The organism is Stenotrophomonas sp. YJH_SMC_135, assembly GCF_059372355.1.
Map to the genome: position 1 here is coordinate 517,535 of NZ_JCAFVN010000001.1, position 25,150 is coordinate 542,684.

A 25,150-nucleotide genomic window follows, 5' to 3' on the forward strand; every position below is an offset into this window, starting at 1 on the left:
AGCCGGTGCAATTACCGGCCCAAGACATGACGCGCCAGGATCGCCCGGGGTCAGATCCCTTTTCCACGGGAAAAGGGATCTGACCCCGATGTTCAGGCGAACAGCGGGGGCTGGCGTTGTTCCAGCCGCAGCAGCGCGGCCTTGGTTTCCAGGCCACCGCCGAAACCGGTCAGTGCACCGTTGCTGCCGATCACGCGGTGGCAGGGCAGGATGATCGGCAACGGGTTGCGCCCGTTGGCCGCGCCCACCGCGCGGGTCGCGCTGGGCTGTCCCAGGTGTTGCGCCAGTTGCAGGTAGCTCCAGGTCTGGCCGAACGGAATCAGCGCCAGCGCCTGCCACACGCGCAGCTGGAACGGCGTACCACGCGGCGCCAGCACAAGGTCGAAGCTGTTGCGCTCGCCGTGCAGGAACTGCAGCAGCTGCTCGCGTGCTTCCGGCAAGGCATCCGGTGCGTAATGCCAGTCATCACGCCCGCGCGCGGGGTGGCGGTTCTCCGGGAACAGCACGTGTGACAGGCCACGCTTGTCGCCGGCGATGGTCAACACGCCGATCGGGCTGTCGAAACGATCGAACAACAGTGTCATGTCGGTTCTCCAACGAAGGTGCCGGACAGGTGCCACAGGTGCAGCACGGCGTAGGCGCGCCAGGGACGCCACGGTTGCGAGCGCGCTTCGGTTGCGCGTTCGCTCAGGCGCTGGCCCTGCGCGTGGCCGAGGACCTGCTGCAGTACAAGATCGCCGGCCGGGAAGGCATCGGGCTGGCCGAGGCCACGCAAAGCGATGTACTGCGCGGTCCATGGGCCGATGCCGGGCAGTGCCACGCAGCGGGCAACAAACTCTTCCAGCGCCTGGCCGGGCCCGAAGTCGAGCTGGCCGCTGGCGCAGGCGGTGGCCAGTGCACGCACGGTCGCGGCGCGGCTGCGCGGCAGGCCGATTGATTCCAGAGGCGCCTCGGCCAATACCTCGGGTGCCGGGAACTGGCGATCAAAGTCGGACGACATGCCCGGCAGGTGCGCGCCATAGGCATCGACCAGCCGCCGCGCGAAGGTGGTGGCGGCGGCAACAGTAACCTGCTGGCCGAGCACGGCGCGCACGCCCACTTCGAAGCCATCCCAGCCGCCGGGCACGCGCAGCCCCGGGCGCTCGGCGATGCCGCGCGCCAGCAAGGGTTCCTCACCCAATGCGGCGTGCACCTGCTGCAGGTCGGCATCCAGATCAAACACGCGACGCACGCGGCGCACGATGTCCGGGATCAGGCGCGGATCCACCGCACCCAGCTGCAGGCGCAGCTCTGGGCGCTTCGGGTCGGCAGTGACGCGCAGCAGGGTGGGGCGCTCCGGCGTGCCCAGCACGCGCTGATAGCTGTCCTCGCCAATCAGCTCGATGCCGGGCAGGCTGCGCTTGCGCAGGAACGCCAGCATGCGCGGGAAGTCCAGCGGCGGACGGTAGCCCAGGCGCAACACCAGGCCGCCATCGTCGGCGGCCAGCGGTTGATGCTGGCGGCGCAGTGCGGTGGGGGCCATGCCGCAGCCCTGCAGGAATGCGGTATTGAAGCGGCGCAGGCTGTTGTATCCGGCGGCCAGTGCGACGTCGGTCACCGCCAGCGTGGTCTCGGTCAGCAGTTGCTTGGCCAGCAGCAGGCGATGGGTGGCGTGGATCTGCCCGGGCGTCGCACCCAGGCGTTCGACGAACAGGCGCTGCAGCTGGCGCGCGCTGAGGCCGAGCTTCGTAGCAAGATCGGCCACCGGCTGCTCCTGCAGGAAGCCGCCGTGGATCAGGGCCAGGGCGCGCTGTACGGTCTGCCCGGCCAGTGCCTGCTGGGCCTGTGGTGCCAGCTCCGGGCGGCAGCGCAGGCACGGGCGATAGCCGGCGGCGGCGGCGGCAGCGGCGGTCGGGTAGTAGGTGATGTTGCGCGGCTTCGGGGGCGGTGCGGGGCAGACCGGGCGGCAATAGATGCCGGTGCTGCGCACGGCGGTGAAGAACACGCCGTCGAAACGTGCGTCGCGGGCCAGGCGGGCGCGGTCGCAGGCGGCGGTGTCGAGGGCGAGGGCGGTGTCCATGGCGGCAGTCTAGGCGGGTGCGGGCGGGGATACTCGCCACATTCGGACATGGATGCTGAAGGGGGTCACGCCGGGCTGCGCCCGGACCCGCGGTAGTGCCGGCCGCTGGCCGGCAACAGCAACAGCAACAGCAGAAGCGGGATTCCTGTGGGATGGCGTGGTGGGTCCAGTGGCAGGGGACGCCGTGAACCCCCAGACCGGCCCAGCCGCTGGCGGCTGTGCGTTCGGGCGCTTGCGAAGCAGTGCTTCGCAAGCAAAGCGCCCTCACCCCTGGGGACTTGGTCGCGGCATCCATGCCGCTCGCACCCCTGCCACCGGACCCACCACGCCTTCGACAGGTTCCTGAGGCTGTTGGTAGGTGTCGACCTTGGTCGACACGCTTTCCCAAGGGTCAGAAGGGGTTCAGTGCCACGCGCTGAATGCGCGGCCTGGGCGGGTAGACTGTGGCTCTTGGTCCCATGAATCCCGGTTGCCCGATGTCCGCCAAATTCCGCTGGTTGCCCCTGTTGTGCCTGGCCCTGGCGGGCTGCAGTCAGCTGGAGAATCCGGGCAACGTGACCGCTGCCGACAAGGCAGCGCGGGCGCCGGCCAGTGATGGCGAGAACATGGTTTCGATCAATGCCGCCGACGCGCCACCGGCACCAGCGCCGCCGCGCAGCCAGGCGGGTCGGCCGTGGCCGCAGGCGCAGCTGGAAAATGGGCGTGCGTGGGTCAGTTGCAGCACGGAATATGCGGGCGATGCCGGCGACGGTGTCGAACTGGAAGGGCTGCAGCGCGAGCAGATCACCCAGGCCCTGGCGCCGTGTGCCGAGCGTGGGCTGATGCGCGTGCGTTACGCCGGCAAGATCAATCCGGGCTTCGCCGAAATGATGTGGCGGTTGGCGGTGGTCGCTGACGAACTGAAGATCCACAAGCGCATCCTCGACCTGGACTCCAGTGGTGGCCAGGTGGAGTCGGCGATCGTGGCCGGTGACAGCATCGGTGAATCGGGCTGGACCATCTGGGTGCGCGAAGGCTCCATCTGCCACAGCGCCTGCGTGTTCGTGCTGGCTGCCGGTGACAACCGCCTGCTGTCGGGCAAGGTCGGCATCCACCGCATGATGCGGATCAGCTCCAAGGCCACCTCGCGCGCCGAGCTCAACCGCGAGCTGCACGAGGTCTACGACAACGTGAAGGATTACCTGCAGCGCAATGGCGTGGCGGTGGGCGTGGCCGATCTGATGATGACCGTGCCCAATCGCAGCCTTCGCCTGCTGACGCCGGATGAGCTGCGCCAGTACGGCCTGGATGGCACCAACGCGGTGCAGGACGATCTGGAACGGATCAAGCAGATGCGCGCCTGCGGCGATGACTTCGTGCAGCGCAAGGACGCGTTCCTGATCGCCTTCGACCAGCAGTGCAAGCGCGACGGCGCCGACATGGAATCGATCAACAGCTGCGGCCAGGCCCTGAAGCAGCGCTTCGGTTTCCCGGATGCGGTATGCCCGGACGAAAGCCCGCTGTCGGAGATCGATGTGGCGACGCTGCCACCGGCACCGTCGGAGCCGCCGCCGGTGGCCGAGCAGCCGCCAGCGAACACCGCCGCGCCCGCCGCGCAAGCTGATGCGGCAGCGGTGGAGGGCAACGCTCCGGCACGCTGACGGCGTAGTCACCGCGCTGGCGTAGACTGCGGTTCTCTCCAGAAAACCGGCGGTGTCCATGAAGCGCGTGCTCCTGCTGCTGTCCCTGCTGCCCCTGACCGTGTTGGCGCAGGCCCCTGCGCCGGCCACGCCTGCACCGGCCCCGGCACGCCCGGCACCAGCCTCGCCGGCAGCTGCGAAGCCCGCTACCGCCGGTTCCCCTGCGTTGACCGCTGCTCAACAGGCGCAGGTGCAGAAACAGGACGCGGAAATGGGCGCCGCCGCAGTGAAGGCAGCGCAGCTGGTCGACGCCAACCGCGCCGGCGAATTGTGGGATGGCGCTTCGGCCGTCGCGCGTCGTGCGGTGCCGAAGGCCGCTTTCGTCAGCCAGTTGGCCGCCGAGCGCACGCGCCTGGGTGCGCTGGCCGGGCGTGGCCAGCCGACCATCACCCGGGTCAAGTACAGCGCCGGTGCAGCAGTGCCGGAAGGGCTGTACATCAACGTCAGCTTCCCGACCCGTTTCGCCAACAGCGCACAGCCGGTGCGCGAGCTGGTCTCGTTCCGTTTCGACGAGGACCAGGTGTGGCGCCTGGCCGGTTACAGCCTGCGCGCGTCGGCACCCTGAGGAGGTGAATGATGGCAACTGAACTGACGATGCTGGCCTGGTCGGTACTGCTGGGCTTCGTGTACATCTTCGCCACCTCCACGGTGGTCACCCGCGAGCGCGGGATGAAGTGGAATGCTTCGGCACGCGATGGCGATGCGAAGCCGCTCAGCCCGCTGGCCGGCCGCCTGCAGCGCGCGCAGGCCAATTTCCTGGAGACGTTCCCGTTCTTCGCCGCCGCCGCCATCGCAGTGGTCGTGGCCGGTCGCGGCAACGACACCACTGCACTGGCGGCGCAGGCCTACTTCTGGGCGCGTGTGGTCTATCTGCCCCTGTACGCCGCAGGCGTGCCCTACGTGCGCAGCCTGGTGTGGCTGGTGTCGCTGCTGTCGATCCTGGCGCTGGTGTTCGCACTTCTGTAAGTCGGCCTGATCCAGATCAAGGCCGCTCAGGCGCGCGGCGCTATGCTGGCGCGGATTGGATCAACGGCAGGAGGCGCGCATGCGCAGGATGGACGTGGTGGTGGTCGGCGCCGGACCGGCAGGTCTGTGCTTCGCGCGCGCGCTGGCCGGCAGCGGGCTGCAGGTCGGGCTGGTCGAAGTGCAGCCGCGCCAGGCGCTGGCCGAGGCCGCCTTTGATGGCCGTGAGATCGCGTTGACCCATGCCTCGCGGCAGAGCATGGAGCAGCTGGGGCTGTGGCAGCGCCTGCCGCACGCTGAAATTGCTGATCTGCGCGATGCCAGGGTGATGAACGGCGGCTCGCCGTTCGCGCTGACCTTCGCCAGCAGCCAGGTCGACGGCCAGCCGCTGGGCTGGCTGGTACCCAACCATCTGATCCGTCGCGCCGCGTGGGATGCCGTGCAGGGCCAGGACGGCCTGGAGCTGTTCGACGGGCGCAAGGTGCTGGGCGTGCAGGCCGATGCGCAGGGCCACGTGGTCAAACTCGATGACGGCAGCCAACTGCATGCGCGGCTGCTGGTGGCCGCTGACAGCCGCTTCTCCGCCACCCGCCGCATGCTCGGCATCGGTGCGCAGATGCGCGACTTCGGCAAGTCGATGCTGGTGTGCCGCATGCAGGTCGAGCGCGACCATCACCACACCGCCTGGGAGTGGTTCGGCTACGGCCGCACGATGGCGCTGCTGCCGCTCAACGAGGGCCAGGCATCGGCGGTGATCACGCTGCCGCCGCGGCAGATCGAGGCGCTGCTGGCGATGGACGAGGTGGCCTTCGGTGAGGCCATCAGTGCCTGCTTCGAACACCGCCTGGGCCGGATGCAGCCGGTGGCCACGCCGCAGGCGTATCCGCTGGTGGGTGTGTACGCGGATCGCTTCGTCGGCGAGCGTTCTGCGCTGATCGGTGATGCCGCGGTGGGCATGCATCCGGTCACCGCGCATGGCTTCAACCTGGGCCTGGCCAGCGCACAGCGGTTGGCGCAGGGCATCGTCGCGCAGCAGCGCCGTGGTGCCGACATTGCCGCCGCCGGCATGCTGGCCAGTTACCAGCGTGGTCATCGGCTGGCGTCGCGGCCGCTGTACGAGGCCACCAATGCGATCGCCAGCCTGTACACCGACGACCGTCGCCCGGCGCGCCTGCTGCGTGCGGCCGGCCTGCGCCTGGCGCAGGGCGTGGCACCGTTCAGGCAGCTGATTGCCTCGCACCTGACCCAGCGCGTGGCCTGAACAGCTTCAGATCAGCCTGCAGCCAGCACCCGGATCTGGCTGTCGGCGAATTCGACCACCTGGCCTGCGCGGATCTTGCAGGCCTTGCGCAGTTCCACTTCGCCGTCCACCCGTACCTGGCCCTCGCTGATGACCATCTTGGCCTCGCCGCCACTGGTGACCAGGTCGGCCAGCTTGAGCAGCTGCTTGAGTTCGACGTAGTCACCGTCGAGGTCGAATTCGAGAATCTGCATGGAGCGGGGTTCCTGGGAAGAGGGCGCAGGCCAGCGGCCGGGCCGGGAAGAGGGCGCGTATTGTGCGCCAGCACGGGCTCGACGGCACGTGTGAGGAAAGCTGTATGCCTCGTTCAGCATCAATGCGGTATCATTCCGCTCTGAGCGAGTGAAATCTCCTCCGACCGAGCAGCGCCAGGGCACGCGATAAGAAGGGCGCCCAAAGCGCGGACCATCACCTTTTTTATCGCACTGCCAGGAAGACGGCAGTGCCTTCGGAGTTCCCCATGTCCCAAGATTCCCAAGCGCCGCTGCAGTTTGCGCAGCTCGGCCTGTCCGAGCCCGTGATGCAGGCCGTCACCGCCATCGGCTACGAAACCCCGTCGCCGATCCAGGCCGCCACCATCCCGGCGATGCTGGAAGGCCGCGACGTGCTGGGCCAGGCCCAGACCGGTACCGGCAAGACCGCTGCCTTTGCACTGCCGGTACTGTCCAACATCGACCTGCAGCAGATCAAGCCCCAGGCCCTGATCCTGGCGCCGACCCGCGAACTGGCCATCCAGGTTGCCGAGGCGTTCCAGTCCTATTCGTCGAAGATCCCCGGCTTCCGCGTGCTGCCGGTGTACGGCGGCCAGCCCTACGGCCAGCAGCTGTCGGCCCTGCGCCGCGGCGTGCATATCGTGGTCGGTACCCCCGGCCGCGTAATCGATCACCTGGACCGCAGCACCCTGGACCTGTCCGAGCTGAAGACGCTGGTGCTGGACGAAGCCGATGAAATGCTGCGCATGGGCTTCATCGACGACGTCGAAGCGGTGCTGAAGAAGCTGCCGGAGCAGCGCCAGGTGGCCCTGTTCTCGGCCACCATGCCGCCGCAGATCCGCCGCATCGCGCAGACCTACCTGCAGGACCCGGTGGAAGTGACCATCGCGGCCAAGACCACTACGTCGGCCAACATCCGCCAGCGTTACTGGTGGGTGAGCGGCATGCACAAGCTGGACGCGCTGACCCGCATCCTGGAAGTCGAGCCGTTCGACGCGATGATCATCTTCGCGCGGACCAAGGCCGGCACCGAAGAACTGGCCAGCAAGCTGCAGGCGCGTGGCCTGGCCGCTGCCGCCATCAACGGTGACATGCAGCAGGCCCAGCGTGAGCGGACCATCGCCATGCTGAAGGAAGGCAAGCTGGACATCCTGGTCGCCACCGACGTGGCCGCGCGCGGCCTGGACGTGGAGCGCATCAGCCACGTGCTGAACTACGACATCCCGTACGATACCGAAAGCTACGTGCACCGCATCGGCCGTACCGGTCGTGCCGGCCGCAGCGGCGAGGCGATCCTGTTCGCCACCCCGCGCGAGAAGGGCATGCTGCGCCAGATCGAGCGCGCCACCCGCCAGCCGATCGAAGAGATGCAGCTGCCGAGCGTGGAAGCGGTCAACGACACCCGCATCAACAAGTTCACCTCGCGCATCAGCGAAACCCTCGGCGCCGGTGGCCTGGACTTCTACCGCCAGCTGCTGGAGCGCTTCGAGAACGAGCAGAACGTGCCGGCCATCGAGATCGCTGCCGCGCTGGCCAAGCTGCTGCAGGGCGATACCCCGTTCCTGCTGCAGCCGCCGGTGCGTGCCCCGCGCGAAGAGCGCGCACCGCGCGAGCGCTTCGACCGTGGTGACCGCCCGGAACGTGGTGATCGCTTCGACCGCAACGAACGGGGTCCGCGCTTCGAGCGCGGCCCGCGCCGTGACGACGCCGAAGGTGGTTTTGAACAGCGTCCGCGCCGTGAGGTTCCGCCGCGTGGTGCACCGGAGCAGGGCATGGAGACCTACCGTATTTCGGTCGGTCACCAGCATGGCGTGAAGCCGGCCAACATCGTCGGCGCCATTGCCAACGAAGCCGGCCTGGAAAGCCGCTTCATCGGCCGCATCGACATCCACGACGACTTCTCGCTGCTGGACCTGCCGGCACAGATGCCGCCGGACGTGCTGTCGCACCTGCAGAAGGTCTGGGTGTCCGGCCAGCAGCTGCAGATGCGTGCGCTGGCTCCGGGTGAAGACACCAACCCGGCCCCGCGCCCGTTCAAGCCGCGCTTCGACAAGCGTGGCCCGGCCGGTCCGGGTGGCCCGCGTCGTGGCGGCCCAGGCGGCCATGGTGGCGACCGCGGCGGTGACCGCGACAGTCGCCCGCCGCGTCGTGACGGCTTCAAGCCGCGCGGCCCGCGCAGCTTCTAAGCCGCACCCGCAGCCGTCCACACCACCGCCAGCCCCCGGGCTGGCGGACAGAAAAAGGGGACGGAGGGGATTAAGTCGTATCTGGCTGGCCATGCGCCTGTGCCAAGAACGACTTAATCCCCTCCGTCCCCTTTTTCGCATGGCCCACACATTGCCGGTCCTAGGCTGGGCCGGTTCCTAAGGAGGTTGTCACCGCAGCACATTCAGGGGGATCCGGGATGGGTAGGAGTGGCACGGACCAACACAGCCGGCGGGTGCCGATGACCCGGGGGCTGGGACTGCGATTTGCGTTGTTGACCGGCATGGCGATCGGACTGGTCGCACTGTCCGCCCTGATCCAGGAACTGCAGGCGGCCTCTACTGCCTGGATCGCCGGCCAGGGCTACTGGTCGCGTGGCCAGCAGGATGCCACCGCCGCACTCAGTCGCTACCTGGCGCGTGGCGATGCCGAGGACCTGGACGACGCACGCCAGGCCCTGCAGGTGCCGTTGGGCGATCTGCAGGCGCGACTGGCGCTGGAACAGGCCGAACCGGACGAGGAGAAGGCCAGGCAGGGCTTCCTGCAGGGCGGCAATGCGCGTGCCGACATCCCTCGCCTGGTGTTCTCGTTCCGCTACGCGCGCGACATCGGTGCATTCCGCGAAGCGAGCGCGTTGTGGCGGCAGACCGATGGCGACCTGATGGCGCTGCAGCGACTGATCGATGAACTGCAGCTGCGGCACGACGGCAACCTGGTGCCCGTTGCCGCACGCGACCACTACCTGCAGCAGCTGCGTGACCTGGACCAGCGGATGAAGGTGCAGAGCCAGGCGTTCTCGCAGGCGCTGCTGCGGATGGCGACGCTGGTGAGGCTGGCCACGTTGATGGTGGCGGGCCTGTCGGTGCTGGCGATCAGCCTGATGGCGGTCGCCCTGGCGCGCCGCGTCGGCAAGGACCTGACCGAACACGAGAGCCGTTTCCGCGCGGCGTTCTACCAGGCCAACGTCGGCATGCTCAAGCTCGATGCCGAAGGCAAGGTGATCGAGGCCAACCAGGCGATGGCCGATATCCTCGACCATCGTCGTGACATGCTGCTGCAGCTGTCGCTGGGCGACCTGCTGATGGACGGCGAGCTGGTCATCGATGGGGTGGGCCGCATCGATTGGGACCGCCAGCTGCGCCCGAGCGAACTGCGCTTCCGCCGTCGCGATGGCAGCCTTGTCTGGGGCCGCTGGAGCGGCACCGGCGTGCGCAGCACCGGCGGTGGCCTGTCGGTGTTCGCCATCATCGAAGACGTCAGCCAGAACCATGCACTGGCGCGCGAGATCGAGCACCACGCCAGCCACGACCCGCTGACCGGCCTGATCAATCGCCGCGAGATCGAACGGCTGCTGGAACGCGCGCTGCTGCAGGTGCGCAGCGAAGGTGGCACGCACGCGCTGTGCTACATCAACCTGGACCATTTCAAGCTGGTCAACGACAGCTTCGGTCACGCCGCCGGCGACCAGATGCTGCGCAGCTTCGCCGACTACCTGGTGGCGGCGGTGCGCGATGGCGACTGGGTGGGCCGGCTGGGCGCGGACGAGTTCGCCGTGTTCCTGGCCCATGCCGGGCAGGACGAGGCCAAGCGCGTGCTGCAGCGGGTAATCCGCAACCTGGGGCAGGCGACGTTCCCGGTCAGCGAAGGCAGCCCGCAGTTGAGCTGCAGCATCGGCGTGGTCGAGGTCAGCGCCGATGCGCCGGATGTGAACTGGCTGATGAGCGCCGCCGACAGCGCGTGCTATGCGGCCAAGCAGGCCGGCCGCAACCGCGTGCACTGCTTCAACGAGAACCGCATGGCGCTGGAGGAACGGCGCCAGGAAGCCGAGCGGCTGCAGGGCGTCAGCCTGGCCATGGCCGAAAACCGCATGGTGTTGTATGCGCAGCGCATCGCCCGCGTCGGCGATCCCTCCTACCTGCACTACGAGGTACTGGTGCGCATGCGTGGCAGCGATGGCAGCCTGCACCTGCCGGGCCAGTTCATGCCGGCGGTGGAGCGCTATGGCATGGCCGTGGCGCTGGACCGGCACGTGCTTGGCCTGCTGTTCCGGCACCTGCAGGTGTGCCCGGCACACGTGCGGCAGCTGGGCCTGTGCAATGTCAACGTTTCGGCGCAGTCGATCGCCGAGCCCGGCTTCCTCGCCTTCGTCTGCGACCTGCTGGAGCGCAACCGCGCGCTGGCCTCCAAGCTGTGCTTCGAGATCACCGAGACCGCTGCGATCAGCAACCTCAGCCAGGCGCGTGCCTTCATCGATGCAGTGAAGGCGCGTGGCTGCCGGATGGCGTTGGACGATTTCGGTTCCGGGCTGTCCTCGTTCGGCTACCTGCGCCAGCTGCCGGCCGACATCCTGAAAATCGACGGGGCCTTCGTGCGCGACATGGATACCGATCCGGTCAGCCATGCCACCGTGCGCGCGATCAGTGAACTGGGGCGCGAGCTGCAGATGGAGGTGGTGGCCGAATGGGTGGAGACTGCCGACGTCGCCGCCGCGCTGACCCGGCTTGGGGTGCAGGGCCTGCAGGGTTATGCGGTCGAGCGGCCGCAACCGCTGGAGCGGATGACCCTGGCCGACCTGCGGCCGGTGCGCCTGGTGGCGGTGAAAGGTCCGCCCGCCGCTGGCTGAACGCCCGTCGGCGACTTTGGTCTACACGTGGGCTGCAGCCGCGGCTGCGATAATGCCCGGCAGGGGCGACGCGCAGTGGGCGCGGGCGTAAGCAGGAACAGGACGTGGCGTGGGCGGCAGGCAGGGGCAGTACGGAACGGGAGCGGTGCTGGTCGTGCTGCTGGTGTGGTTGGCAATGCCGTGGCCGCTGTCGGCGGCCGTAGCCGAAGCCGGGCGTGACTACCTGCTGGTCGGTGCGGCGACCGATGAACCCACCCCGCATCGCGCATGCACGCCGGAGATGCTGGCGGGGCCACGGCAACAAGTGCAGGTGTCCGCGCCAGCGGGCGGCTGGTCGGGCCAGCCGCAGGCACTGGACGTGTTCAATGTGTTCGCGGGCGAAGTCCGCGTGCAGCATGGGGATCGCGAAATCTGCGGCAACATGCACGATGCCCGTACCCGTGATTCCCGGTTCCGCGCAGGCATCGGCCTGGTCGCGGTGCCGCCGGCGGGCAGCCATGAACCGTTCCTGGTGTCATGGCAGACGCCGCTGAAGGCGCGCTGGGTACCGACCCTGCGGCTGGGCGCGCCCAGTCCCGTGCAGCAGAACGATACTGCCCGCCTGCTGGTGCGCGCGGCCTGCATTGCCGTGGCAATCGCACTGGCGTTGTCGGCCCTGATGGCCTTCCTTACCACCCGCGACCGCAGTTTCCTGGTCTACATCGCCGGTACCACCGTGCTGGTGCTGTGGCAGGCCATTCTCGGAGGGCTGAGCGGCTACCCCGAGCCATGGCTGCCGGTGGGTGAGCGCAGCGCGTGGTGGCTGCTGTCGTTGACCGCTGCATCCCAGGCGCTGGTGCTGCCCGCGTTGTGGCGACTGAACGGCGGCGACCGCCTGCTGCCGCGATCGCGCCCGATGCAGCTGCTGGCGCTGTGGGGATTGCTGGCGCTGGCCGCGTGGGTGCCCTGGCTGCAGCGGGACAGCCTGGCCTGGGTGGCGCAGGTCCTGCAGGTGTCCTACCTGCTGGGCTGCGGCCTGGCATTGATGGCCGGGGTGTGGGCATGGCTGCGCGGCGACCGCTGGGCGCAGGCGGGGTTGGCGGCGCTGGCACCGATGCTGGTGTTGATCCTGGCCGACGCCTGCCGCGCTGCGTGGTTGCTGGAGTACCGCGTGGAGGCACTGCAACTGTCGGTGACCTGGCTGCTGATGATGGCTGCCTATGCGCTGAACCAGCGGCTGGGCCGCCTGCGCCAGCAGCGCGATGAACTTCGCCAGCTGGCCGAGACCGATGGCCTGACCGGGCTGCCCAACCGCCGTGCCGGGCTGCAGCAGCTGGCACGGCACCTGGAACGGGTCGATCGCGAGCGCGGCCCGCTGGTGATCGGTTTCCTCGATATCGACCTGTTCAAGGACATCAATGACCGCCATGGCCACGCCGTGGGTGACCAGGTACTGGTGGCGGTGGCACGTGCATTGCGTGCCGCGGTCCGCAGCCAGGACCAGGTGGTGCGGATGGGCGGCGAAGAGTTCCTGCTGCTGATGCCGGGCATGCCGCGCGAGGCGGCATCGGCGCGTCTGGATCGCCTGCGCCAGCACCTCACCGAGGCGGCCCGGGCGCTGCAGGTGCCCGGTCTGGAGGTCACCGCCAGCATCGGCCTGGCGCAGTGGCGGCCGGGCGAGGACGATCTCGCCGCGCTGCTGCGCCGGGCCGACCACGCCATGTACGTGGCCAAGCGTGCCGGCCGCAACCGGGTATTCGACGGCGAAGAACTCGATCCGCCGCCCCCGGCATGAAGCGCAGCGGGCGGGGATGCCGGATAATAGGGCGATGACCACCCGACTCAACAAACATATCGCCGACACCGGCTTCTGCTCCCGCCGCGAGGCCGATCGCCTGATCGCCGCCCGCCGGGTCACCGTCAACGGCCATCCGGCCGGCACCGGCGCGGTGGTGGGCGAGGAAGACCAGGTGCTGGTCGACGGCCAGCCGCTGCGCGCGCGCGTGGCCCGCAAGCCCGGTGCCCGCCGCCATGTCTACATCGCGCTGAACAAGCCGGTCGGCGTCACCTGCACGACCGAGACCTCGGTCAAGGGCAACATCGTCGACTTCGTCGGCCATGAACAGCGCATCTTCCCGATCGGCCGCCTGGACAAGGAGTCCGAAGGCCTGATCCTGATGACCAGCAACGGCGACATCGTCAACCAGATCCTGCGCGCCGAGAATGGCCACCAGAAGGAGTACCTGGTGGCGGTGAACAAGCCGGTCACCGACGAGTTCCTGCGTGGCATGGCCCGTGGCGTTCGCATCCACGACCAGATGACGCTGCCGTGCAAGACCTCGCGCATCGCCAAGTTCGGTTTCCGCATCACCCTGCAGCAGGGCCTGAACCGACAGATCCGCCTGATGGCGGCCGAGTTCGGCTATCGGGTGACCCAGTTGCGTCGCGTGCGCATCGACAACATCAAGATCGGTGCGCTGAAGCCGGGCCAGTGGCGCAACCTGACCGATCAGGAGCTGCAGGGCCTGCTGCCGAGGCAGCTGGACTGGTAACGCGCGGTAGTGCCGGCCGCTGGCCGGCTGCACCAGGCATCCAATGAGCGTGGGATGCCGGCCAGCGGCCGGCACTACCCGTTGTGCGGATTACGCACCGGCATCAGCTAGACTTCGCGGTGACCTGCCGGAACGTGACGCTGCATGATCAAGCCCGACAAGCCTGCCAATGAAGCCCTTCGGCTTGAGGCGCTGTACCGCTACCGTATCCTCGATTCGGAGCGTGAAAAATCCTTCGACGACCTGGTGGTGATCGCCAAGGCGGTCTGCGGCACCTCGATGGCGGCGGTGACCCTGATCGACGTCGAGCGGCAATGGTTCAAGTCGATCCAGGGCATCGATGCGGCAGAAAACCTGCGCAGCGAATCGATGTGCGGCCACGCGATCCTGCAACCGCAGCAGGTCATGGTGGTCGAGGACGCGCTGCAGGACATCCGCTTCCACGACAATCCGGTGGTGGTAGGCGATCCGCACATCCGCTTCTATGCGGGCGCGCCTCTGATCAGCTCCGATGGCCTGCCGCTGGGCACGCTGTGCGTATTCGATGCGCAGCCACAGCACCTGGCCAGCGACAAGGCTGAAGCGCTGGCGGCGCTGTCGCGGCAGGTGATGCTGGTGATGGAACTGCGCCGCTTCGCGCTCGACATCCAGAAACACATGCTGGAGCGCGATGACTACGAGCGACTGCTGTCTGAGTACCAGGACGTGCTGCTCGCGCAGAATGCCGACCTGGCCGAGCAGAGCCGCACCGACGCGTTGACCGGCCTGCCGAACCGCCGTGCGATGGCGGCAGCGCTGGAAGAGGCGGTGGCGGTGAACGGAGACCAGCCCGGGGTGGCCTGCGTCGCGCTGCTGGACATCGACCATTTCAAGCACATCAATGATTTCCAGGGCCACGCCACCGGTGACCGCGTGCTGGCCGAACTGGGCGTGCTGCTGCGTTCGCATTTCGCCGGTCGCGGCATGGCCGCGCGCTATGGCGGCGAGGAATTCGTGGCGGTGATGCCGGCTACCGACCTGCGCACCGCCGAACTGCAGTGCGAGTTCCTGCGCCTGGCCGTGGCTGATCTGCCGCTGGGATTCCCGGTCACGATCAGTATTGGAGTGGCCCAGCACCAGCCCGGTGAAAGCGTGGATGACACGCTGGCACGTGCCGACAAGGCGCTGTACCGGGCCAAGGGCAATGGCCGCAACCGGGTGGAAGTGGCCGGCTGAAGCATCTGCCACCCGCGCGGTAAACGGATGCCGCTCCAGTAGATCAACGCGACGCGTGGATGCTGTCACCGATTCACATCGCGTCGCAGCTCCTGCGATCAGAACCGGGCAGCATGATCCCCTGGTTCCCCGGACGCCGACCATGCTGCAGACCCTGGCCATCGCCCACTATCGTTCGCTGCACGGGCTCGTACTGCCGTTGCAGCAGTTGAATGTGGTGACCGGTGACAACGGCAGTGGCAAGTCCAGCCTGTACCGTGCCCTGCGCCTGCTGGCAGAGACCGCGCAGGGCGGCGTCGCGGCGGTGCTGGCCCGCGAAGGCGGGCTGGGCTCGGCGCTGTGGGCGGGTCCGGAAAAGATGGACCGTCGGGTTGCTGCCGGCGAAATCCCCCTGCAGGGCGGCCCACGCCAGGAATCGGTGGGATTGAAGCTGGGCTTCGCCACTGACGAATTCGGCTACGCCATCGATCTGGGCTACCCGCCGCCCAGTCGATCGGTCTTCGCACTGGACCCGCAGATCAAGGCCGAGGCGATCTGGGCCGGCCCGTTCCTGCGCAGCGCCAACCTGCTGGTCGATCGTCGCGGGGCGATGGTGCGGCAGCGCCATGCGCGCGGCTGGGATCTCGTGGATGACCGGTTGTCGCTATTCGACAGCCTGTTCACCCAGGTCGGCGATCCGCAGCGCCTGCCGGAAACCATCGCCCTGCGCGAGTACATCCGGCGTTGGCGCTTCTACGATCATTTCCGCAGTGATGCCGATGCCCCGGCGCGGCAACCGGCGATGGCCACGCGCACGCCGGTGCTGCATCACGACGGCCGGGATCTGGCGGCGGCCTGGGTGACCATCCTCGAGATCGGTGACCCGGTGGCGTTGGCACGCAGCGTCGATGACGCGTTCCCGGGCGCCACGGTCGGTTTCGAGGAGCTGGATGGACGCTTGGCGCTGCGTTTCCACCAGCCTGGGCTGCTGCGGCCCTTGTCGATGGCCGAACTGTCCGACGGCACGCTGCGCTTCCTGCTGCTGGCCGCTGCGCTGCACACGCCGCGTCCACCGCCGCTGCTGGTGCTCAACGAGCCGGAGACCAGCCTGCATCCGGACCTGCTGCCGGCGCTGGCGCGGCTGATCATCGCAGCCAGTGCGCGCAGCCAGGTATGGGTGGTGTCACATGCCAGCCGGCTGATCGCGGCGCTGGAACAGGCGCCGGGGTGCCATTCGCTGCATCTGTACAAGGAACAGGGCCGCACGCTGTTGAGCGGGCAGGGCCTGCTGGATGCGCCGGCCTGGCATTGGCCGCAGCGTTGATGCGGCCATCCACGCCATGCGTGGATGCACTCAATCGGCGATGTTGCGCGCCTCGGCCGTGCCAAGAATCTCCGGATGCTGCACCGGCTTGCGGCGGTTCAGCAGCGGATGCAGGAACACGGCGCCTACGATGATCGCCACGCCGAGGTAGAACCACGGGGTGACTTCGTGCTGCTCGCGCAGCAGCACCACCGCCAGCACCACCGCATAGACCGGCTCCAGGTTGGTCACCAGCTGCACCGTGTAGGCGCTCAGGTGGCGCAGTGCGACCAGGGCCAGGGCAAACGGCAGCAGCGTGCAGAACCCGGCCAGCACCAGCAGCAGGATGCCGTCGTGCAGGTCCGGCACCACCCACAACGGGCTGGCCAGCGCAGGCAGCAGGTAGGGCATCAGCGGCGCCAGCAGGGTCAGGGTGAGGGTGCCCGCACCCAGCTCCAGCGCGGTGACCGTGAGCGGATCTGCGTGGCTGACCATGCGCTTGTTGAGCGAGCCGAACACTGCCACCAGCAGCGCCGAGATCGCGCCGATCAGCACACCCAGGCGCATGCCGTCGGGCACGCCACCGACCACCAGCGCGACACCCGGCAGCACCGCCAGGCCGAACGCCAGTTCACGCAGCTGGAATGGCCGCTTGGCCACCCACGGTTCGATGATCGAGGTGAACACCGGCGCCAGCGCGATGCAGGTGGCGGCCACCGACGCATTGGCCAGCTTTACCGCACCGTAGAACGTCAGCCAGTGCAGGGCGACCAGGGCGCCGATGCCGGCATAACCGGCCACCAGCCGCACTGGCAGCGTACGCAGTCCACGCCAGACCCGCGGCAGCAGCGCCAGCATCGCCGTCACCAGCAGCATGCGCCACCACACCAGCGGCAGTGCGGGCAGGGTGATCAGCTTGCCGAGGATGGCGGTGACGCCCCACAGCAGGACACAGAAGTGAATCTGCCACAACGCTTTGCGGGTGTCGGGTGTGCTCATCCGCCTATTGTGCGGCAATCGCACGGCCGCCGGCGATGCCTGTGGCATGCTCGCGGAAACTCCCCAGGGGAACCCCGCAATGGCTGCCAACCGTTCCGCCCAGCGTGCATGGGCAGCGCTGACTGCACTGATGGCGGCCACCTCGTTGCTGCTGCAATACCTGTTGCTGCTGCATGGCCCCGGGGCGGCTGCCGGGGTCGGCATGGCGACGCTGCGCTTCGTTGGTTACTTCACGATTCTCAGCAACCTGGCGGTGTGCCTGGGATGCGTCCGGCTGATCCGTGCGGGTGTGCTGAACGCGACTGTCGCCGCGGCGATCGCGTTGTGCATCGGGGTGACCGCGTGCATCTACGTGCTGGCGTTGCAGGGGCTGTGGCAACCCACCGGGCTGCAATGGTGGGTCGATGCCGGCCTGCACTACGCTGTGCCGGCGCTGTACCTGCTGGGGTGGTGGTGGCTGCTGCCGCATGGCGCGCTGCGCTGGCGCGCACTGGGCGGGGTGCTGCTGGTACCGCTGGTGTACCTGGGCTGGGCGATGCTGGTGGCCGAAGTGACAGGACAGGCGCCGTATCCGTTCCTCGAACTGCAACGCCTGGGGCTGGCGGCGTTCCTGCTCAACGTGCTGCGCGTTGCGAGCGTGTTCGTGGTGGGGTGGACCCTGCTGTGGGGGCTGGACCGCTGGCGCTGTCGATGAGGCGCTGCAGGGCCATCGCTGCCGCCGGGTTGCGCGCTTTGCCTGCGCCGATGCACAGCAGGTAGACCTCGCGCGGGGCTTCCGCGGCGGGCCCGGCCAGGCAGGGCAGGTCATCCACGGGTTCGCCGCCGGACCAGCGCAGGGCACGTTCGGCCCAGCGCTGCCGCAGCGGCGCCGGCAGGCCTTCGTTCAAGCGGGCCTGGCTGCGCTTGATCCGCGCGTAGACGAAGCCGGCACTGACATCACCGTGCAGGGGCGCCTCGTCGCTGTCCTCGATCACCAGCGCCACGCCATGGCGGCGGGCGGCGTCGACCAGTGCCGGGCCATGTGCCTCGGCGTTGCGGACCTCCAGCGCATGCTGCAGCGGCACCCCGTCCAGCTGCTTAGGCAGCTGTGCCATCAGCGCCTCCAGTGCATCGGCGTCGGCCGGGTGGCGCGGATCGAACTGCCACAGCAATGGGCCGAGCCGGTCACCGAGCGCCAGTGCCGCCTGCAGGAACGGTGTGGCCGCTTCCACGGTGCTGGACAGGTCGCGTCGCTGCACCAGGTAGCGCGGCGCCTTCATCGAGAAGCGGAAACCGTCGGGTGTCTGCGCAGCCCATTGCGCGCACTGGGCCGCAGTTGGCGTGCGGTAGAACGTGCCGTTGATCTCGATGCAGCGCAGGGCGCGGCTGGCGTGGGCCAGTTCTTCCCGCTGCGGCAGGCCTGCTGGATAGAACACACCGCCGCGCCATTCGGGAAACACCCAGCCGCCGATGCCGCAGCGGATCTCTGCCTGCCGGCCGGCCGTGGTCACTGGCCGTGGTCCGTGCGCCACGGGTCGTAGCTGCCGAACCACCACAGGTAGCCTTCCGGGTCGGCGCAGGCGTAGCCGCGCCCGCCATAGTCCTGGTCGGCGATGTCGATGACGATGCGGGCACCGGCGGCCTTGGCCCGCGCGTAGTGCGCATCGGCATCGGTGACGATCACGCAGGCGCTCTGGGTCTGGCGTCCGCCGACCTCGTCAGGCAGGGCAGCGTGTTTGCTCCACGCACTCTGGTTGCTGGCCGAGCCCAGCATGATCATGCCGCTGCCGAAGGTGAGCTGCGCATGGAAGACCGTATCGCCATCGGCGTAGACGGCCTGGGCATGGAAGCCGAAGGCGCGCTGCAGCCAGTCGATGGCGGCCTGCGCGTCGCGATAGCGCAGGCACGGAATGATCGTGGAGCCGCTGCTGGGTTGGCCGTTCTCGCCCATGACACCCCTCCTATGGCACAGGGCAGGATGCGCCGCCGGACGTTACCATCCCGCGAAACCCCGGTGACGGCCTGCACATGGCCGCCACCCCTGTTCGGAGATCGTGCTGGATGAAACCCTGGATCGGAGGAGCCGTGCTGCTGGCGTGCACGACCATGGCGAGCGCGGCGACCCCGCCGCCGCTGCAGGACCTGGATGCGACCGTCGAGCGCGTGCGCGCGCAGTTCGACGTGCCCGGCATTGCCGTAGCGGTGGTCAAGGATGGCGAGGTGGTGCTGGAGCGCGGCTGGGGCGTGCGCGAGCAGGGCAAGCCGGAACCGGTGCAGGCCGATACGCTGTTTGCCATTGCGTCCAACACCAAGGCGTTCACGGCCACCTCGCTGAACCTGCTGGCGGAAGAGGGCAAGTTGAAGATGGACGACAAGGTGATCGACCACCTGCCGTCGTTCCGCATGTCCGACCCGTTCGTGACCGGGCAGATGACGATCCGCGACCTGCTGTCGCATCGCAGCGGCCTGAGCCTGGGCGCCGGTGACCTGCTGTTCTGGCCAACCACGTCCTACAGCAACGCCGAAGTGGTGCAGCGGCTGGGCAAGGTGCCGCTGAAGGGCGGCTTCCGCGAAAGCTATGCCTACGACAACATCCTGTACGCGGTCGCCCAGCAGGTGATCGAGCACGTCTCGGGCGTGAGCTACCAGCAGTTCCTGCAGACCCGCATCTTCGACAAGGTGGGCATGGCCGGCACGCGCTACAACGCCGACCACCTGAAGCCGGGTGACACGGCGGCGGTCGGCCACGCCAAGTACGATTTCAAGGACCTGCGCACCGTCGCACCGCTGACCTGGTCGAACAATGCCGGCGCCGGTGGCATTTATTCCAGTGCGCACGACATGGCGCGCTGGATGCAGGTGCAGCTGGCCGAAGGCAAGCTGGCCGACGGCACTGCGCTGTTCAGCGAAAAGAGCCAGCAGCAGATGTGGCGGATGATCACCCCGCAGTCGATCCCGGCGCCGAGCGTGCCGGAGCTGGCACCGGCACGGGCCAACTTTGCCGGCTATGGCGAAGGCTGGAGCCTGAGTGACTATCGCGGCCGGAAACTGGTCTGGCACACCGGTGGCTGGCCGGGCATGGTCTCGCGATTGACCCTGGTGCCGGGCGAGAAGCTGGGCGTGGTGGTGCTGACCAACCAGGAAGTGGGCGCGGCGTTCAACGCGATCACCCTGAGTGTGCTTGATGCCTATCTGGGCGGCGACAAGCACGACTGGGTGGACGCCTATGCCAAGGCCGTGGCCAAGGGCCAGGACAAGGCCGACGAGGCCTGGGCCAAGCATCAGAGCGCGCGCGACAAGGGCAGCAGGCCGTCGCTGCCGCTGGCCGGCTACACCGGCACCTTCCGCGACCGCTGGTATGGCGACATGCAGGTCAGTGCCGCGGGCAAGGGCCTGCGCCTGTGCTTCATGAAGACCGCGCAGCTGAGCGGCCGCCTGGAGCACTGGCAGCACGACACCTTCATCGTGCGCTGGGATGACCGCTCGCTCAACGCTGATGCGTTCGTGAACTTCAGCCTGGACCCGGACGGCAAGGTGCGCGAGGTGCGCATGCAGTCGATCTCCGACCTGACCGATTTCAGCTTCGATTTCCAGGACCTGCTGTTCACCCCGGTCAACGAATGAAGGTAGTGCCGGCCGCTGGCCGGCAACCTCATGATCTTCCGAAATGCCGCGAGGTTGCCGGCCAGCGGCCGGCACTACCGGAGCGGCGGCGATCATCGGCTGGCGTACACATCCGGCGTGGGATACTTCGCCGCTTGCAAGAGGCGAGGGAGTGCGATGTTCCGTTGGTTTGAATCCCTGATCCCGGTGTTCCCGCCCGTGGATGGGCGCATGCCACCGCGCAAGGTGCTGCCGTTCTACCTGCACTACCTGCGCCCGGTGTGGCCGGTGCTGCTGGCGACCCTGATCGCCGGCCTGCTGCTGGCGCTGGTGGAAGTGGCGATGTTCGATTACCTGGGCCGCATCGTCGACATGGTCGCCGAGCAACCGGGGGCCGATTTCTTCAAGCGCCATGCCAATGAACTGGGCTGGATGCTGTTCATCACGGTCATCGCGCGGCCGATCCTGGTCGGCCTTCACAACCTGCTGGTCAACCAGGCGATCGTGCCCGGCCTGAGCAACCGCTCGCGCTGGCTGATGCACAACTACGTGGTGCGGCAGAGCCTGAGCTTCTTCCAGAATGACTTCGCCGGCAGCGTCGCCAACCGGGTGATGCAGACCGGTACCTCGCTGCGCGAGTCGGCGGTGCAGATGGTCGACTCGCTCTGGTACATCGTGGTCTACACCGGCACCGCGCTGTACCTGTTCGCGCAGGCGGACTGGCGGCTGATGGTGCCGCTGATCCTGTGGCTGCTGGCCTATGCGGTGATCATGGTCTACTTCGTGCCGCGCGCGAAGGAACGCGCCTGGATTGCGTCCGAAGCGCGTTCCAAGGCGATGGGCCGCATCGTCGATGGCTACACCAACATTCCCACGTTGAAGCTGTTCGCCCATGGCGGGCGCGAGCAGGCCTATGTGGCCGAATCGATCCAGGAACTGGCGGTCAAGCACCGCGCGCAGACCCGGGTGACCACCGGCATGGACCTTACCATCGCCATCGTCAACGGTTTCCTGATTGCCGGTACCTGCGGGCTCGCGCTGTGGTTGTGGAATGGCGGCCACATCACCGTCGGTGCGATCACGCTGGCGACCGGCCTGGTGATCCGCATCCACAACATGTCCGGCTGGATCATGTGGACCATCAATGGCATCTTCGAGGACATCGGTACGGTGCAGGACGGCATCACCACCATCGCCCAGCCGCTGACCGTGCAGGACCGCGAGGACGCGGTGCCGTTGCAGGTGACCCGCGGTGGCGTGCACTTCCAGGACATCCACTTCCACTATGGCAAGAAGGGTGGCGTGATCGCAGGCCTGGACCTGGTGGTGAAGCCGGGCGAGAAGATCGGCCTGGTGGGTCCTTCCGGTGCCGGCAAGTCGACCCTGGTCAACGTGCTGCTGCGCCTGTACGACCTGGAAAGCGGCCGCATCCTGATCGACGACCAGGACATTGCCTACGTCACTCAGGAAAGCCTGCGCCAGCAGATCGGCGTGGTCACCCAGGACACCTCGCTGCTGCATCGCTCGATCCGCGACAACCTGCTGTACGGCCGTCCGGACGCGACCGATGAGCAGTTGCGCGCTGCGGTGGCCAAGGCGCGTGCCGAAGCCTTCATCGACACGCTGGTGGATGGGCAGGGGCGTCGTGGTTACGACGCACATGTCGGCGAGCGTGGCGTGAAGCTGTCAGGTGGCCAGCGCCAGCGCATCGCCATTGCCCGCGTGCTGCTGAAGGATGCCCCGATCCTGGTGCTGGACGAAGCGACCTCGGCGCTGGACTCGGAAGTGGAAGCGGCGATCCAGGACAGCCTGGATGAGCTGATGGGCGGCAAGACGGTGATCGCGATCGCGCACCGGCTGTCGACCATCGCACGCATGGACCGGCTGGTGGTGATGGACCAGGGCCGCATCGTCGAGACCGGCAGCCACGCCGAACTGATCGCCGCCGGTGGCCTGTACGCGCGCTTGTGGGCGCGGCAGACCGGTGGTTTTGTGGCCGCCGATCAATGATTGCTTTCGGGGTCGGAGCCTTCTCTGCGAGCAGGATCCGACCCTGGCCAGGTATGCCTTGGGGTCGGATCCCTTTCCGCAGGAAAGGGCTCTGACCCCAACGTGTTTCCGGAGACCTGCATGATCCGACCCGTACGCTCCTTGTTGCTGGCACTCATTCTGGCCACCACGGCCGCAACTGCGGCGACGACACCGGTGCAAGGCGACCAGCTCGAGCAGGTCGTCCTGCTCAGCCGCCACAACCTGCGCGCGCCGGTGGTGGCGTCGGGCGCCCTTGCCCATGCCACGCCGGAGCGCTGGCCACGCTGGGACGTAGGCCCCGGCGAGCTGACCACCAAGGGCGGCGTGCTGGAAGTCTACATAGGGCGCTACATCGGCCAGTGGCTGCGCCAGGCGCAATTGTTGCCGGCGTCGGGTTGCCCGCAGCCGGCTGACTTCCACGCCCATGCCAACAGCCTGCAGCGTACCCAGGCCACCGCGCAGTTCTTCATTGCCGGTGCGTTTCCGGGCTGCCATGTTGCGGTCGAACAGCGCATGGCGCTGGGGACGATGGATCCGCTGTTCGACCCGGTGATCCACAACGATGACGCGGCCTTCCGCGAGCGCGCGCTGGCGGCAATGCAGCAGGCGCTGACAGCATCGGATCTGGCACCCGCACTGTCCGTGGTGGAGGAAATTACCCGTTACCCGCAGTCGGCGGCCTGTACGGGGCGCAGCGACTGTCATCTGGTGCTGGGCGACACGACCTTCAATGCGGAGCCGGGCAAGGAGCCACGCGCTTCGGGTTCACTGGCACTGGCCAGCGGTCTGGTCGATGCCCTGCTGATGGAGCATTACCAGGGAAGTGGCGTTCCGCGCGAAGGTTGGGGCCGCTTGAACACGGAAGGCCAATGGATGGCGTTGGCGCAGATCCGCAACCGCTACCAGGACATCCTGTTCGGAACACCCGCGGTGGCGCGTGACGTGGCCGCTCCGCTGCTGGCGCGCGTGGATGCGTCGTTCGGTGATCCGGCGTCGCCGAAGGTGATCCTGCTGGTCGGCCATGATTCCAATATCGGTTCGGTGCTGGCGGCGATAGGAATCGGTGACTACAGCCTGCCAGGCCAGTTCGAGAAGACGCCGATCGGTGGCCTGCTGCAGTTCGAGCGTTGGCGTGACCGCCAGGGCGGTGGCGAGCGGTTCCGCCTGGCCTACGTCTATCCGACCACCGCGCAGCTGCGCGATGCCGTGCCGCTGACCGAGGCGCAGCCGCCGGGACGCGTCGCACTGCCCTTGCCGGGCTGTGACCGGCAGGGCTGCAGCCGTGCGCAGTTCCAGCAGCTGCTACAGCGGGCCCGTCGCTGAAACAGGGGGCTATCGCGGCGGCGTGCGCACGATGCCCTGCGCAGCCATCAACGTAAGGTCGCCGCCCAGCCGTGGGGAACGGAACGGTCCGCGTGCATGCGCGGCATCGAACAGGCCGCCATCGGGTGAGCGCAAGCGGTAGAACTCGACCCAGCCGCTGGCCTGCAGGGGCAGCTGTGCAACGCCGGTGTGTTCGTTGAACCATGCAGGGTCCTTGCTGCCTTCGATGACGCGGCGGGCAAGGCGGTCAATGGCGCGATCCCTGCTGGCGTACCAGTCCTGGCCGCGCAGCCGTGCCAGCTCGGCCATCATCACCAGCGGCGCCAATGCGTAGTCGTGGTAGTGCAGGGCGCGTTGCCCGCGCGCCATCTCCAGCGGCAGGCTGCAATCGTCCTGGATGTCATCGACGCCCTTCTGGAAGGCGGCGTGGCCGGCTTGCCACAGGGCATCGTCGTCGGTGGCCAGTCCGGTGGCCAGCACGCCCAGACCGCCCCAGTAGTAGTGGTTGTTGCGGCGCCGTTTCGGATTGTTCCAGTACGCCAGGTTGGCCCGGGCCAGCCTCTGCAACCACGGATCGATGCGCGCGCGCTGCCGGGCATCTGCCTGGTCGTGCACCTTCAGGTAGGCCATCGCTACCGCATCGAGCATCCACTGCCGCATGTAGAACGACTGGTTGTTGTTGACCCGGATCATCTGCCCGAGCATGGCGCCGTCGTCGGCCCACGCACCCAGCCAGGCCAGTGTGCATTGCGCCGCCGCCCGGTCACCGGTGCGCAGGTAGTCATCGCTCATGCGTGCCACGTCGGCGGCATAGCGGTCCAGCGGCGCGGTTGCGTCCTTGTTCTGCTGGTGCAGTACCGGGTCGATCACCGAACCGGCCTTGTCGGTGTAGTAGCCCAGGGCACGGATGTCGGGCTGTCCCGCCGGTGGCGGCGGGCAGGCAGCGTAGGCAGGAGTGCTGGCCAACAGCGCGGGCAGCAGCGCAAGACGCAAGAGGGGGAGAGACATGGACGCCGGCGGAAGGGGGAACCTGGCGAAAGATGCGCCCGGAGTTGTTCGCCAGGTGTGAGGTCACGCACGCCCGATGTGCAACGGTTCAGGACCGGAGCGGCTCCAACGTGGCGGGAAGGATGCGTTGCCCTGTAG

At 68.0% G+C, this 25,150-nt stretch carries 21 protein-coding genes; 14 read left to right on the top strand and 7 right to left on the bottom strand.

Going from position 1 to position 25,150, the window contains the following annotated elements; translation table 11 throughout:
- Positions 1–92: 92 nt before the first annotated feature.
- Together AC5P98_RS02595 and AC5P98_RS02600 are read right to left on the bottom strand one after the other, a co-directional pair.
- Positions 93–584, bottom strand: coding sequence for a methylated-DNA--[protein]-cysteine S-methyltransferase (locus AC5P98_RS02595; RefSeq protein WP_049408853.1), 492 nt, complete (start codon positions 582–584; stop codon positions 93–95).
- A complete protein-coding gene (locus AC5P98_RS02600; RefSeq protein ID WP_014646458.1) occupies positions 581–2,059 on the bottom strand; it encodes a DNA-3-methyladenine glycosylase 2 family protein in 1,479 nt (492 codons plus the stop codon). Before AC5P98_RS02600 ends, AC5P98_RS02595 begins: the two co-directional genes overlap by 4 nt.
- A gap of 476 nt (positions 2,060–2,535) precedes the next feature.
- Between AC5P98_RS02600 and AC5P98_RS02605 the strand changes: the two genes are divergently transcribed.
- The 4 genes from AC5P98_RS02605 (at position 2,536) to ubiM (ending at position 5,962) form a co-directional block, all read left to right on the top strand.
- A complete protein-coding gene (locus AC5P98_RS02605) occupies positions 2,536–3,699 on the top strand; it encodes a COG3904 family protein (RefSeq protein ID WP_032956786.1) in 1,164 nt (387 codons plus the stop codon).
- Between the two features lie 58 nt (positions 3,700–3,757).
- Positions 3,758–4,303, top strand: coding sequence for a DUF4019 domain-containing protein (locus tag AC5P98_RS02610; RefSeq protein WP_046429681.1), 546 nt, complete (start codon positions 3,758–3,760; stop codon positions 4,301–4,303).
- Positions 4,304–4,314: 11 nt separating this feature from the next.
- Complete coding sequence (locus tag AC5P98_RS02615) at positions 4,315–4,704, top strand: MAPEG family protein (RefSeq protein ID WP_046429692.1); 390 nt, start codon at positions 4,315–4,317, stop codon at positions 4,702–4,704.
- 79 nt (positions 4,705–4,783) lie between these two features.
- Positions 4,784–5,962: a 5-demethoxyubiquinol-8 5-hydroxylase UbiM gene (ubiM, locus tag AC5P98_RS02620; protein WP_049407006.1), complete on the top strand. Its 1,179-nt coding sequence runs from the start codon at positions 4,784–4,786 to the stop codon at positions 5,960–5,962.
- 11 nt (positions 5,963–5,973) lie between these two features.
- On the opposite strand, the gene AC5P98_RS02625 is transcribed toward ubiM, so the two are convergent.
- Complete coding sequence (locus tag AC5P98_RS02625; RefSeq protein WP_014036469.1) at positions 5,974–6,195, bottom strand: RNA-binding S4 domain-containing protein; 222 nt, start codon at positions 6,193–6,195, stop codon at positions 5,974–5,976.
- Positions 6,196–6,461: 266 nt separating this feature from the next.
- Between AC5P98_RS02625 and AC5P98_RS02630 the strand changes: the two genes are divergently transcribed.
- The 6 genes from AC5P98_RS02630 to AC5P98_RS02655 all read left to right on the top strand — a co-directional run bounded on the left by AC5P98_RS02630 (position 6,462) and on the right by AC5P98_RS02655 (position 16,090).
- The gene (locus tag AC5P98_RS02630) at positions 6,462–8,399 is read left to right on the top strand and encodes a DEAD/DEAH box helicase (protein WP_049407004.1); all 1,938 of its coding nucleotides are present in this window, start codon (positions 6,462–6,464) and stop codon (positions 8,397–8,399) included.
- A gap of 218 nt (positions 8,400–8,617) precedes the next feature.
- Positions 8,618–11,041, top strand: a complete 2,424-nt coding sequence (locus AC5P98_RS02635) for a putative bifunctional diguanylate cyclase/phosphodiesterase (protein WP_049418832.1) — start codon at positions 8,618–8,620, stop codon at positions 11,039–11,041.
- Positions 11,042–11,150: 109 nt separating this feature from the next.
- Positions 11,151–12,815 (top strand): sensor domain-containing diguanylate cyclase, encoded by a 1,665-nt coding sequence (locus AC5P98_RS02640; RefSeq protein WP_032956800.1) that lies wholly within the window; start codon positions 11,151–11,153, stop codon positions 12,813–12,815.
- Positions 12,816–12,849: 34 nt separating this feature from the next.
- Positions 12,850–13,572, top strand: coding sequence for a pseudouridine synthase (locus AC5P98_RS02645; protein ID WP_049441533.1), 723 nt, complete (start codon positions 12,850–12,852; stop codon positions 13,570–13,572).
- A gap of 144 nt (positions 13,573–13,716) precedes the next feature.
- Complete coding sequence (locus tag AC5P98_RS02650) at positions 13,717–14,787, top strand: sensor domain-containing diguanylate cyclase (RefSeq protein ID WP_014646468.1); 1,071 nt, start codon at positions 13,717–13,719, stop codon at positions 14,785–14,787.
- A gap of 142 nt (positions 14,788–14,929) precedes the next feature.
- Positions 14,930–16,090: an AAA family ATPase gene (locus AC5P98_RS02655; protein ID WP_049406996.1), complete on the top strand. Its 1,161-nt coding sequence runs from the start codon at positions 14,930–14,932 to the stop codon at positions 16,088–16,090.
- Positions 16,091–16,120: 30 nt separating this feature from the next.
- Here the strand turns inward: AC5P98_RS02655 and AC5P98_RS02660 are convergent, their stop codons facing one another.
- Complete coding sequence (locus AC5P98_RS02660; protein WP_014646470.1) at positions 16,121–17,068, bottom strand: DMT family transporter; 948 nt, start codon at positions 17,066–17,068, stop codon at positions 16,121–16,123.
- Between the two features lie 79 nt (positions 17,069–17,147).
- Here AC5P98_RS02660 and AC5P98_RS02665 point away from each other — a divergent pair, with 79 nt between their 5' ends.
- Entirely contained in the window at positions 17,148–17,762 is a 615-nt protein-coding gene (locus tag AC5P98_RS02665; RefSeq protein WP_032956806.1) for a Pr6Pr family membrane protein, read from the top strand.
- On the opposite strand, the gene AC5P98_RS02670 is transcribed toward AC5P98_RS02665, so the two are convergent.
- Positions 17,683–18,558 carry a DUF72 domain-containing protein gene (locus AC5P98_RS02670; protein ID WP_049406993.1) on the bottom strand — a complete coding sequence of 292 codons (876 nt, stop codon included), beginning with the start codon at positions 18,556–18,558 and terminating at the stop codon, positions 17,683–17,685. The genes AC5P98_RS02665 and AC5P98_RS02670 overlap by 80 nt on opposite strands.
- Positions 18,555–18,998 carry a VOC family protein gene (locus AC5P98_RS02675; RefSeq protein WP_014646472.1) on the bottom strand — a complete coding sequence of 148 codons (444 nt, stop codon included), beginning with the start codon at positions 18,996–18,998 and terminating at the stop codon, positions 18,555–18,557. Before AC5P98_RS02675 ends, AC5P98_RS02670 begins: the two co-directional genes overlap by 4 nt.
- A 110-nt stretch (positions 18,999–19,108) precedes the next feature.
- Here AC5P98_RS02675 and AC5P98_RS02680 point away from each other — a divergent pair, with 110 nt between their 5' ends.
- The 3 genes from AC5P98_RS02680 (at position 19,109) to agp (ending at position 24,004) form a co-directional block, all read left to right on the top strand.
- Positions 19,109–20,671, top strand: a complete 1,563-nt coding sequence (locus AC5P98_RS02680; RefSeq protein ID WP_049406989.1) for a serine hydrolase — start codon at positions 19,109–19,111, stop codon at positions 20,669–20,671.
- Positions 20,672–20,827: 156 nt separating this feature from the next.
- Complete coding sequence (gene smrA / locus AC5P98_RS02685) at positions 20,828–22,660, top strand: multidrug efflux ABC transporter SmrA (protein ID WP_032956816.1); 1,833 nt, start codon at positions 20,828–20,830, stop codon at positions 22,658–22,660.
- Between the two features lie 120 nt (positions 22,661–22,780).
- Positions 22,781–24,004, top strand: a complete 1,224-nt coding sequence (gene agp / locus AC5P98_RS02690) for a bifunctional glucose-1-phosphatase/inositol phosphatase (protein ID WP_049406985.1) — start codon at positions 22,781–22,783, stop codon at positions 24,002–24,004.
- A gap of 9 nt (positions 24,005–24,013) precedes the next feature.
- On the opposite strand, the gene AC5P98_RS02695 is transcribed toward agp, so the two are convergent.
- Positions 24,014–25,012 (bottom strand): polysaccharide lyase, encoded by a 999-nt coding sequence (locus AC5P98_RS02695; protein WP_495229843.1) that lies wholly within the window; start codon positions 25,010–25,012, stop codon positions 24,014–24,016.
- Between the last annotated feature and the right edge of the window lie 138 nt (positions 25,013–25,150).